Annotated in this window: 9 protein-coding genes; 1 reads left to right on the plus strand and 8 read right to left on the minus strand. The window is 46.5% G+C overall.

The window, feature by feature from the left end; all coding sequences use genetic code 11:
* Nucleotides 1–236: 236 nt before the first annotated feature.
* Both AMS66_RS16955 and gyrA read right to left on the minus strand, forming a co-directional pair.
* On the minus strand, nt 237–1,355 hold the full coding sequence (locus AMS66_RS16955) for an HD-GYP domain-containing protein (RefSeq protein WP_053781940.1): 1,119 nt from the start codon (nt 1,353–1,355) through the stop codon (nt 237–239).
* A 217-nt stretch (nt 1,356–1,572) separates the two neighbouring features.
* On the minus strand, nt 1,573–4,128 hold the full coding sequence (gene gyrA / locus AMS66_RS16960) for a DNA gyrase subunit A (protein ID WP_053781941.1): 2,556 nt from the start codon (nt 4,126–4,128) through the stop codon (nt 1,573–1,575).
* A 426-nt stretch (nt 4,129–4,554) separates the two neighbouring features.
* On the opposite strand from gyrA, the gene AMS66_RS16965 reads away from it, so the two are divergent.
* On the plus strand, nt 4,555–5,505 hold the full coding sequence (locus AMS66_RS16965; RefSeq protein WP_053781942.1) for a YheC/YheD family protein: 951 nt from the start codon (nt 4,555–4,557) through the stop codon (nt 5,503–5,505).
* Between the two features lie 69 nt (nt 5,506–5,574).
* On the opposite strand, the gene gyrB is transcribed toward AMS66_RS16965, so the two are convergent.
* From gyrB to dnaA, 6 genes are all read right to left on the minus strand, one after another.
* A complete protein-coding gene (gene gyrB, locus AMS66_RS16970; RefSeq protein ID WP_053781943.1) occupies nt 5,575–7,485 on the minus strand; it encodes a DNA topoisomerase (ATP-hydrolyzing) subunit B in 1,911 nt (636 codons plus the stop codon).
* A gap of 148 nt (nt 7,486–7,633) precedes the next feature.
* A complete protein-coding gene (remB, locus tag AMS66_RS16975) occupies nt 7,634–7,882 on the minus strand; it encodes an extracellular matrix regulator RemB (protein ID WP_017691405.1) in 249 nt (82 codons plus the stop codon).
* A gap of 13 nt (nt 7,883–7,895) precedes the next feature.
* Nucleotides 7,896–9,008 carry a DNA replication/repair protein RecF gene (recF, locus tag AMS66_RS16980; protein WP_024629510.1) on the minus strand — a complete coding sequence of 371 codons (1,113 nt, stop codon included), beginning with the start codon at nt 9,006–9,008 and terminating at the stop codon, nt 7,896–7,898.
* Between the two features lie 57 nt (nt 9,009–9,065).
* A complete protein-coding gene (yaaA, locus tag AMS66_RS16985) occupies nt 9,066–9,281 on the minus strand; it encodes a S4 domain-containing protein YaaA (RefSeq protein ID WP_024629511.1) in 216 nt (71 codons plus the stop codon).
* Between the two features lie 16 nt (nt 9,282–9,297).
* Nucleotides 9,298–10,440 (minus strand): DNA polymerase III subunit beta, encoded by a 1,143-nt coding sequence (gene dnaN / locus AMS66_RS16990; protein WP_053781944.1) that lies wholly within the window; start codon nt 10,438–10,440, stop codon nt 9,298–9,300.
* A gap of 221 nt (nt 10,441–10,661) precedes the next feature.
* Nucleotides 10,662–12,008 (minus strand): chromosomal replication initiator protein DnaA, encoded by a 1,347-nt coding sequence (dnaA, locus tag AMS66_RS16995; protein WP_053781945.1) that lies wholly within the window; start codon nt 12,006–12,008, stop codon nt 10,662–10,664.
* Between the last annotated feature and the right edge of the window lie 129 nt (nt 12,009–12,137).

Consider the following 12,137-nt stretch of genomic DNA (forward strand, 5'->3'; position numbering starts at 1 on the left):
GAACGCAAGCTTTATTTTCAATAAAGTTATTTCTTCTATACTTTATTGAAAATAAAGCCACCTACATGGATATTCACCTTTATATTAACTAGTTATTTATATCAAGATTGAAAAACTTGCCTCTCCTTATTTGTGCTACTCGCTTGCTTCCCATACTTTACTTCTGGTTCAACCATTAAATAAAGCCTCTCCCTAATCGGAAAGGCTTCATTCTCATATATGAACTGACAAGTGGGTTAACCGATGACTTCTTGGATATGGAGCTGTCTTTGTTGCATCAAATTGATGATCGTTCCCTCTACCGATACCATCGGTCTTGTAGGATGATCCCGATCCGAGAATATGATCTCACCAATTTGATTATTGCTAAGCTTCACTCGGATACCATTATGGATCTGTGTAGAACGCTGAACAAATACATTCACGATAGCAGGATCCAATTTGCCAAAAGCCTCACTCTGAATTTGTTCCAAAACCAGGTAGGGAGACTGTGCCTTACGATAGATCTTCTCCAGAGTCATCGCGTGAAAGATATCAGCGATAGCTACAATCTTGGCATAGATATGAATCTGCGTGCCGCTGAGCTGCAGCGGGTAACCCGATCCATCCACTTTTTCATGATGCTGCAACGCTGCGAGTCTGGCTCCTTCATTGATGGCCTTCGCCTGTTTCAGCACCTGATAGCCATATTTCGTATGCTGCCGAATCTCTGCCTGCTCTGAAGCCGTTAACGTTGATGGCTTATGGAGGATCTGTGGATCCACTTTGCTATTACCGATATCATGGAACAATCCTGCAAAAGCTACCTGCATCCAATCCTTAGACGGCAAATCCATCCACTGGGCCAATTGATAGGATGTAATAGCACTCAATACGGCATGGTGATATACATAATCATGTTCTTGAATGACTCGTGGACTAAAAGTAAGCACATTATACTGTTTGAGATGAACAAACAATGCCTCAAGCTGTGTACGCAGCTCATATACAGGTAATTCAGCCGCCAGGGAGGACAGAAAGGCCTTTTTGGTCAATCCAACCATCTTTTCATACTCTTCGTGCAGGGATGGTAATACCGGGGTTGAGACTGCACTGCCGCCTTTGCCTGCCCGTTCTCCGTTCTTCTCGTTACCTGCATGGGCTGAAGACGTGGATGAATCCTTGGAACCTGTACCGTTTGTCCCTGCTCTCTCCTGCTCGATGTCTACTTGATGAATCATAAAAGCTCTGAGCACTTCCACATCTTTGGGCAAAATGACTTTGCCCTTCTGAAACAGAACATTGCCACGAAACGTTTGCACATCATTTCCCAGTTTAAGTCCTGGTTTGACCTCAGACAGGGTGATTAATCCCATGTTTATTCCCCTCACTCATCGTTCTTCTATGATGAAACAAGACCATAGTCCCGGTTTTTCACGTTAATTCCCATTATATTACTCAAAATTCAGGCTGTACATCCTAGATTTCGAGGAGAGAAGTCCTGAAGCTGTGAAAATAACAAAGGGCCCCCATATGGGAGCCCTTCAACTTCATTTCAATCATGAAATGATTTTCGTTATAGAAAAATTGATCCTATGCCTCGGAACCTGAATCATCGCCCTCAACTTCAGCGTCGGAAACCGAGCCCTCATCCAGTGTTGAGTCTTGACCTTCAGAATCAGAGGATTCTGCACCTTCAATCCATTCTTCATCTTCTGGTTCTTCCTCATTCTTGTCAATTCGGCTGACTGTAGCTACGGCATCTTCATCGCGAATATGAATCAGCTTCACGCCTTGCGTGTATCGACCCATAGTGGATATGCCTTCCATACTCATCCGAATTAACGTACCACTGGAAGTAATGATCATCAGATCCTCTTCCGTCTTAACCATTTTCAGGCTGACTACCGCACCATTTTTATCTGTGACGTTAATGGTTTTAATCCCTTTACCGCCACGGGTCTGCATCCGATAATCGCTTACAGGGGTACGTTTACCGTAACCTTTGGTTGTAACAATCAGAACATCCAGCTCCTGATCCACAACGTCCATGCCGATTACGACATCCTGCTCATCCAACGTGATCCCTTTAACCCCGGTTGCACTCCGTCCCATGGAACGGACATTTCCTTCCGAGAATCGGATGGACATCCCGTGAGCTGTACCCATAATGATCTCTTGCTGTCCGTCTGTCAGCTTAACATCAATGAGGGCATCATCATCACGCAGGGAAATCCCGATCAGACCGCCTTTGCGAATATTGGTGTAATCCTCAAGTGGTGTCTTCTTCACAACCCCTTGACGGGTAGCAAAGAACAGATACTTGTCACTTTCGAATTCCTGAACTGGAATCACGGCATTGACCGATTCACCCTGCTCGATCTGAATCAGGTTGATAATCGGCGTTCCCCGTGCTGTACGTCCAAGCTCTGGAATCTCATAAGCTTTGAGACGGTACACTTTACCTTTGTCGGTAAAGAACATGAGGTAATTGTGAGAATTGGTCACAAACAGATGCTCAACAAAGTCGGTATCTTTGGTGTCCATACCCACAACCCCACGTCCGCCACGCTTCTGACTGCGGTATGTGGATACCGGCAGACGTTTCACATAGCCTGTATGGGTAATGGTGATGATAACCTCTTCACGTGGAATCAGATCCTCGTCCAGAATGCTCTCTTCACCTACAGTAATCTCGGTACGACGATCATCGCTGAAGCGATCACGGATTTCTTGCAGCTCCGTGCTGATAATTTCAAGCACCAGGTGCTCGTTAGCCAGAATTTCGCGATACTCCTTAATTTTGACCATCAGTTCGTTGTATTCATTTTCGATACGTTCGCGTTCCAGACCTGTAAGGCGTTGCAGACGCATATCGAGAATAGCTTGAGCCTGATCATGACTGAGTGAGAAACGCTCGATCAGACCTTCTCTGGCTGCATCGGTATTGCTGGATGAACGAATCAACGCAATAATCTCGTCGATATGATCCAGCGCGATACGCAACCCTTCCAGAATGTGTGCGCGTGCTTCGGCTTTTTTCAGTTCGAACTGCGTACGTCTGCGTATTACCTCAATCTGATGCTGCAAATAGTGATACAACACTTCACGCAGGTTCAGAATCTTAGGTTCTTTATTTACAATCGCGAGCATGTTAATCCCAAAGGTAGACTGCATCGCTGTATGCTTGTACAGGTTGTTCAGCACAACACCCGGATTCACGTCTCTGCGAAGCTCAATCACAATCCGCATACCGTTACGGTCAGACTCATCACGAAGATCCGTAATGCCATCAATCTTTTTATCACGTACCAACTCAGCAATTTTCTCAACGAGTCTTGCCTTGTTCACCTGATAAGGAAGTTCCGTAACAATAATCCGTGCCTTGTTGTTGTTCTCTTCGATGTTGGTTTTGGCCCGCATCGTTACTGAACCACGTCCGGTTTGATACGCTTGACGAATTCCGGAGCGTCCCAAGATGTAACCGGAAGTAGGGAAGTCTGGTCCATGAATGTAATCCATCAATTCCATGGAAGTGATGTCCGGATTTTTGATCATGGCCTGCACGCCGTCAATGACCTCTCCCAGGTTATGAGGAGGAATATTAGTCGCCATACCTACCGCAATCCCGCCAACACCATTGACAAGCAAGTTAGGGAAACGAGCTGGAAGAACGATAGGTTCACTTTCTTCACCGTCATAGTTCGGCTGGAAGTCAATCGTATCCTTGTTGATGTCTCTTAGCATTTCCATCGCAATCTTGGACAACCGGGCTTCCGTATAACGCATGGCTGCTGCCATATCGCCATCCACCGATCCAAAGTTACCATGTCCATCTACGTGCATGTAGCGCAGGGAGAAATCCTGTGCCATCCGTACCATCGTTTCGTATACGGCAGAGTCACCATGTGGGTGATACTTACCGATAACTTCGCCGACGATTCTGGCTGATTTTTTATGTGGTTTATCGGGTGTCATGCCTAGCTCGGACATTGCGTAAAGAATACGCCGGTGAACCGGCTTCAATCCGTCACGCACGTCAGGTAAGGCACGGCTCACAATAATGCTCATCGCATAATCCATAAACGATTCACGCATCTCGACGCCAATATCCCGATCTTTAATCTGCGAGTTCATTTCTTCCGCCATGCTGGACCTCCTTCTTGTCCTTCAACAAACATTCCATTCGGTCATTCAAAAATCGATTATATGTGAAGAGCCTAACAAGGCTAAAACCGCACAAGGACGCTACTCTTTATTATATTACTTTCACAAAAGGTAAACAATTAAACGTCCGCTGGGCAATAGCCTTTCTTCCGGGAACTTCAGAGAGTCTGGGGATTCGCCCTGCCTTCCTCTCCATTTGCACATACAATGCTAGAAAAAGCGGCAAATGTACTGTGTATATTCAGGCTGAGACCGTTCCCGTTCTACGATCAAACTACATCTGTGCAACAAAACCGCACAATACGCCATATTTCTCTATTATACCACTGAAATCATCTCTTGTCCTTTGATTTCTCCGCGTCTGTCACTCTTAGAAACCCCATCAAAACAGGAAAGGACTGATGGCTCTTGGGTATCCAGCGTGTCTCCAGCAAATGGACCAAGACAGCTGTGTTACAACGCAGCCGTAATGTGAATGGATATATACCGGTAACACGACAGTATAGCCGCCAAGCCCTGGAACGAATGACTGAACTATTCGAGTCAAACTATATCAAACCGGATCGGGGAACCTATGGCAATGGCGTCATGCGTGTAAAAACCATCCGCATAAACCCGCACCCGATTACCGATGCAAACACATCGGAGAACTTAGTTCATCCGCTCCCCTCTTCTTCAGCTGATGTCGATGCTGAGATCTCTACTACAGTCGACCTGACAACATATGAGCTTCGATATGGGACAGAGGAGAGATACTTCTATTCCCTAGATGAACTGGACTTGGCGCTCACTGAACGTATTCAGCAGCGGGACTACATCATTCAACAAGGAATTCCACTGATGAAGCATGATGAATTGCCTTTTGACTTGCGGGTATTAACCCAAAAAAATCTACAGCGCAACTGGGAAACGACAGGTGTTTTGGGAAGGGTTGCTGCACCAGGCAAGATCATTACCAACATTCATGGTGGCGGACGATTGGCCACCTTTGAGGAGTTGGTACGCCCTCATTTTGCCCAGGTTCGGTTCCAGCAACTGCGTAGTGAGCTATATCGTTTAGGCATTCATACAGCGGTACAGCTCCAGAAGTCATTTCCAAGACTGAAAGAGATCGGTATCGATATTGCACTGGATGAAGATGGACGGCCATGGATTATTGAAGTCAACACACTGCCAGGCATCTATGCTTTTGGCTTGCTGCCTGATAAGGAAACGTACCGTAAGATCAAGCGTTATGCGAGGGCGTACGGCAGATTACCCTCCAAAAAAGGGAAAACATCTCGTACCTCCCCCAGAGCCAAGGCCTCCTCTGCCAAACGCCGTATACATCGGGGTGAGCCGCTCCAAAGTCCGAATTAAAATTCTCTATGCTACGGTCCATCCCATAATGTAAAAAAGGCGCCCTCGTAGGCGCCTCTTCGAATATCGTTAGATGTCGAGGTTTTTCACGTATTTTGCATTTTCCTGAATAAAGTCACGACGTGGTTCAACATTATCTCCCATCAGGGTATCGAACATGGTATCGGCCAGAATCGCATCGCTGATCGAAACTTGCAGCATAGTCCGGCTCTCAGGGTCCATCGTCGTTTCCCACAATTGTCCGGCATTCATCTCACCGAGACCTTTATAACGCTGGATGTTGAACTTCACATTTTCGCCGAGAGTTGCAATAATTTCATCGCGTTCCTTCTCGGAGCCAGCATAACGAATCACTTTATTGCGCTCAATCTTGAACAATGGCGGTTGGGCAATGTATACATAACCCGCCTCAATGATTTTGCGCATGTAGCGATAAAGGAATGTCAGAAGCAATGTCCGGATGTGGGCGCCATCGACGTCGGCATCCGTCATCAAAATAATTTTGTGATAACGCGCTTTGGCAATATCGAAGTCATCACCAATTCCGGTACCCATTGCGGTAATGATCGCTCTGATCTCCGCATTACCCAAAATCCGGTCAAGACGTGCTTTTTCCACGTTCAGGATCTTACCACGCAGCGGCAAAATCGCCTGGAAATGACGATCTCGGCCTTGCTTCGCTGATCCACCGGCGGAGTCACCTTCGACGATGTACAATTCGCTGATTGAAGCATCCTTGGATGAACAGTCAGCCAATTTACCTGGCAAAGAGCTGACTTCGAGTGCACCTTTACGACGCGTCAGTTCACGGGCTTTACGTGCTGCTTCACGTGCACGTGCCGCTTGCAGTCCTTTTTCCAAAATGCGACGGGATACGGAAGGATTCTCTTCCAGGAATTCTTGCAGCTTCTCAGCGAACAGGGATTCGACAATTCCGCGCACTTCACTGTTACCCAGCTTGGTCTTGGTCTGTCCCTCAAATTGCGGATCAGGGATCTTAACCGAGATGATTGCTGTCAGACCTTCACGTACATCATCCCCGGACAGGTTGCCTGTGCTGTCTTTGATTACGCCCGCTTTGCGTGCATAGTCATTGATGATCCGGGTAAGAGCGCTCTTGAAGCCCGATTCGTGTGTTCCGCCCTCATGCGTATTGATGTTGTTCGCAAAAGAATAAATATTCTCGGTGTAGTTGTCGTTGTATTGCAACGCAACTTCCACCTGGATGTTGTCTCTTGATCCTTCCACGTAAATCGGGTTTTCGTGCAATACTTCGCGCTTCTGGTTCAGGAAGGAAACATACTCGATAATGCCGCCTTCATACAGGAACGAGTTGGTTACACCCGTACGTTCATCGGTTAAGGTCATGCCAATGCCCTTATTCAGGAAGGCCAACTCACGAATACGAGTCAACAAGATGTCGTAGTCGTAAACTCTTGTTTCCGTGAATATCTCCGGATCCGGATGGAACGTAACCGTTGTTCCCGTATCCTCCGTTGTACCGATCGTTTTCAAGTCATACTGTGGAGCACCGCGACGGTACTCCTGTTGGTAGATATGTCCCTCACGTTTAACCGTAACAACCACTTTTTCAGAGAGGGCATTCACAACGGATACACCTACACCGTGCAAACCACCGGATACTTTATACCCGCCGCCGCCAAATTTACCGCCCGCATGAAGAACAGTCATAACCACTTCAAGTGCAGGACGTTTCATTTTGGCATGTTCACCGACAGGAATACCACGTCCGTTATCGACGACTGTTACGCTGTTATCTTCATGGATACTGACCTCGATATGGTCACAGTAACCTGCAAGCGCTTCGTCGATACTGTTGTCCACTACTTCCCAGACCAGATGATGCAGGCCCTTGGCACTGGTGGAACCGATATACATCCCTGGACGCTTCCGTACGGCTTCCAGTCCTTCAAGGACCTGAATTTCATTCGCATCATATGACGGTTGATTCATAGACATGTGCCTTTCACCTACTTCTATAGATTCAATATCGTAAATATGCGTTAACTAAGAATGCATGCTGTAATGGGCATCTTCCGTTAATTCCAGCATGTAGTCCAAATAAAGACAAGCAGCAGAAGGTACAATAACTCGTACCGCAGCTAGGCTAGAGATCAGGAAAAATGTGAGCTCGCTTCTTAAGCGTAGCTGAGGAAATAGGCGAGTAGTACACAATGTTTTTGGTCACGACAATGGACTTGGCTTCCTCTTCACCGATATGCTCCACTGTTTTTTCCTGCTCGGCATGCGTGACATACTGCTTGGAGATTTTTGAGGATTTTTCAATCGATATATCAAAAATAGCGACCAATTCGGAAGAACGGATAATCTTCTCACCGCCCAGATGAATGTACATAAGCCCTCACTCCTTAGCGTTCAACCTGTCCGGCATGAACGTGATAAATACTGGCATCTTTGAGCTTGTCAACGTTCAAGCTCTCGATTCCGGTAGCCGTAATAAAGGTTTGCACCTTGCTCTGGAACGTTTCGATCAGCTGCGTCTGACGAAAAGGGTCTAGTTCAGACAGTACATCGTCCAGCAGCAGGACCGGATATTCTCCGATTTCTTCGTGAATCAGTTCAATTTCCGCAAGTTTAAGGGACAACGCCGTTGTGCGCTGCTGCCCCTGCGAGCCATACGTTTGTACTTCCCGATCGTTAATGAAAAAGGACAGGTCATCCCGATGCGGCCCACTAAGCGTTGTGCCTCGGCGAATCTCCTGCTCTTTCATTTGTGATAATTTTATCATAAATTGGTCCATTAAGACAGCTTCATCTTCCTCAGCGGCTTCGCTGAAGGAAGGAAGGTAGGCCAGGCGCAGGACTTCTCCGCCTCCGGTGATTCCTTGATGAATCGTTTCGGCCCACTTTTGCAGTTTCTTTATGAATTGTTTCCTTTTTTTGACGATTTTAACACCATGCTCCACCAGTTGTTCATTCCACACCTCAAGCATGGTCTGGGCTGAAGCATTCTGTCCCCATAATTGCTTGAGCAGATTGTTACGCTGGACGAGCACTTTTTGATATTGCTGCAAATGATACAAGTAGCCAGGAGCCACCTGTCCAATCTCCATGTCAAGAAACCGGCGGCGGACCCCCGGTGTGCCTTTGACAATCTCAAGATCCTCAGGTGCAAACATCACCACATTGAGCGCTCCGACAAAATCACTCAGCTTACGCTGTTCCAGTCCGTTGATTTTTGCTTTTTTGCCTTGTTGCGACAAAGATAGCTCCAGCTTGACCGATCCGTACTTTTTGTCGACCTCTGCTGCAAGCCTGGCACGTTCTTCACCGAAACGAATCAGTTCCTTATCGCGGGATGTACGGTGGCTCTTGGTGAGTGCAAGCACGAAAATGGCTTCTGCAAGATTGGTCTTGCCTTGGGCATTTTGCCCGATCAATAGATTCACAGGACCAAAAGAATCCAGTCTCAGATGTTCATAATTGCGGAATTGCTGCAGATCTATGCTGTTCACAAACACGCGGTAACCTCCCTTTTATCCCGTCCGTCAGGAGGCAGCAGGATCTAACTGGTCTTCTTATTGTGCGACAACTTCGAACGAACCTTCTCCGTCCACCTCAACGATATCCCCAGGGTATAACTTGCGTCCCCGGCGTTCCTCAGGCTCTTTATTCACACGTACAAGTCCATCTTGAAGCAGTGCTTTGGCCATACCTCCGGTTGGAATGCAATCGGCCAGTTTCAAAAATTGGTCAAGCTTAATATATTCCGTACGAATCGCTACTTGGTTCACTATGATCTTCCTCTCGTTAGTTGGTCGTCCGGTAAGGCAATATGACGTACAAGCTGTGACTGTCGTCCAGTGGTTTCAGGATGATGGGGCTCATGACACCGGTGAAAGCGATCATCAGCTGCTCACTCTCAACCACTTTCAGCACATCCAGCATATATTTGGAGTTGAACGAGATTTTCAGCGGTTCGCCGTTAAAGTCCGCAGGTTCGATTTCTTCTCTTACTTTTCCCAGTTCGGAAGAGCTCGATGAAATTTCGATCGATCCCGAATCCATCGTTTGCATCCTCACAATGTTTGTTTTTTCTTCACGCGACAGCAAATAAGCCCGGTCGATGGATTCACTTAATTTTTTTGTATCCAAAACGAGTTCTGTTTTGTACGAAGTCGGAATAATTCTAGAAGTATCCGGATAAGTTCCGTCCAAAATGCGCGAATAGAACAGAACACGGTCGATTTTGAACAAAACCTGATTGTCAGCGACAACGATATCCACAAGCGTATTTTGATCCGGCACAATTTTGCTGAGTTCGTTCAGCGTTTTACCCGAGATCACCACATTGTTGAATCGCACACCTTCTGCATTATCCAGCATTGCTGAACGAGTAGCAAGACGGTGACGGTCCGTTGCCACAAATTTCAGTTCATTGTCACCCAAACTCCAGAGTACACCTGTCAGAATCGGAGTGGTTTCATGTGTGGAAATGGAAAATACGGTTTGTTTGATCATATTTTTGAGCAAATCTCCTGGAATAGAGACGGTTTGGTTTTCTTCGATGCTTGGCAATACTGGGAATTCTTCCGGATCAAGACCAACCAGTTGAATTTCGGTAGCTCCTGCGGAGATAAAGGTGTTGAAGTTTGCTTTTACCTCCATGTGCACTTCTTGAGAAGGCAACTTTTTGATGATCTCGACAAAAAACTTGGCTGGCAGTACAACGCTGCCTGGTTGTTCCACCTGAACAACGCTTTTATCTCCATCTTCAAGCGGGATGAAGGATTGGATTGAGATATCGGTGTCGCTTGCTGTCAACGTCACACCTTGATGATTAACGTCGAATTTGATACCACTCAGAATTGGGATGGTCGTACGGCTTGAGATGGCTTTGGAAACTTGCTGGATGGATTCGTTCAAATAGCTTTTCATTATGCTGATTTTCATGGTTTCACTCCTAGCGGGTTTTTTAGATTTAGAGGTGTTGAAATGTGTTTTTCAAAAGGCCGGAGGCCAAGCTTCGAAATCGCTTATTTGGAGATGATATCTTTTAGATCTTTATAGTAATAATAGTAATAGGGGCACTGAATATGTGGATAAGTGGGTATAAACCCGTACACCCAAGCCTATCCACATGTGTACACGTTGTGCATAGGCTTGGGACTTGTTCAGGTTGGATTCTTTATTTTTTCGGTTAAGTTGTTGATAACTTTATATAGATCTTGATCGTTTTTTATCGCTTGGGAGATCTTTTCATGCGCATGTATGACGGTGGTATGATCTCGCCCTCCGAATGCTTCACCGATTTTGGGCAGAGAAAAGTCTGTAAGTTCACGAGAGAGATACATGGCAATCTGTCTTGGGAAGGCAACGGCCTTGGTCCGTTTCCGTGCTTTGAAATCTTCAAGCTTAAGGCTGTAATACTCGCCGACCTTTTGTTGGATGTCGTGAATAGTGATCATTTTCGGACGACTGGAAGGAATAATATCCTTCAGTGCTTCAGCTGCCAGATGAGTAGTTACATCTTGATTAGTCAGCGAAGAATAGGCAACAACCCGAATCAGGGCACCTTCCAGTTCACGAATATTGGTATCAATCTGGTTGGCGATGTACATCATCGCCTCATTCGGAATATCCAGATTTTCCGCACGCGCTTTTTTACGCAAAATAGCAATCCGCGTCTCCAGATCTGGAGGCTGGATATCCGTAATTAACCCCCATTCAAAACGGGAACGAAGCCGTTCTTCCAGGGTCGGAATTTCCTTCGGCGGTCTGTCGCTGGAGATGATGATCTGTTTCCGTTCCTCATGCAGCGCATTAAACGTGTGGAAAAATTCCTCTTGCGTCGATTCTTTTCCAGCCAAGAACTGAATATCATCAATGAGCAGAATATCGACACTACGGTATTTGTTACGGAAACTCTCCCCGCGGTTGTCACGGATCGAGTTAATGAACTCATTCGTGAATTTCTCAGATGACAAATAAACGACTTTGCTGCCCGGATCATGCTCCAGAACGTAATGTCCAATCGCATGCATCAAGTGAGTTTTGCCGAGGCCTACCCCTCCATAGAGAAACAGAGGATTGTATGCTTTGGCGGGCGCTTCAGCGACCGCCAGCGATGCGGCGTGGGCAAAACGGTTGCCCGGCCCAATGACAAATGTATCGAATGTATATTTCGGATTCAGCATGCTGAGTACCGCTTCTTCCTGTACAACTTTAGGCGTTGGCGCTGGCAGTTGTGGGTCCGGTTCAGCAGGCTTGTTCTCTTCGATGACAAATTTCACATCGACCTGTTTGCCAAGCAGCTCATATACCGTCGATCCGACCAGTTTGGTGTAACGGCTCTCCAGCCATTCGACGGCAAACGTGGTTGGCGCGGATATGACGATCGAACGATCATTCAGCTTGGTCGCTTTGGTTGCTTTGAACCAAGTGTCAAAGCTGGGTTTGCTGAGCTTGTTTTGTATAATTGATAAAATTTGCTGCCATAAATCAGAAGTATGGCTGTCCACAGACTGTCACTCCTTTTACATGTTCCAAGTGTGGCTTAAGCCATGATGCAGTGTCGAAATACGAGATATATTGTTGAATTTATCCCCAAACCCCCGCAGGTCGAAAACAAAAAAAGAATGAACAACGGA

The sequence above is a fragment of the Paenibacillus xylanivorans genome (assembly GCF_001280595.1).
In the GTDB taxonomy this organism is placed as follows: Bacteria; Bacillota; Bacilli; order Paenibacillales; family Paenibacillaceae; genus Paenibacillus; species Paenibacillus xylanivorans.

Bases quoted from the DNA above. Each gene is read 5' to 3' on its own strand.
- AMS66_RS16955 (WP_053781940.1), bottom strand. From the start codon at position 1,355: ATGGGATTAATCACCCTGTCTGAGGTCAAACCAGGACTTAAACTGGGA.
- gyrA (WP_053781941.1), bottom strand. From the start codon at position 4,128: ATGGCGGAAGAAATGAACTCGCAGATTAAAGATCGGGATATTGGCGTC.
- remB (WP_017691405.1), bottom strand. From the start codon at position 7,882: ATGTACATTCATCTGGGCGGTGAGAAGATTATCCGTTCTTCCGAATTG.
- dnaN (WP_053781944.1), bottom strand. From the start codon at position 10,440: ATGAAAATCAGCATAATGAAAAGCTATTTGAACGAATCCATCCAGCAA.
- gyrB (WP_053781943.1), bottom strand. From the start codon at position 7,485: ATGTCTATGAATCAACCGTCATATGATGCGAATGAAATTCAGGTCCTT.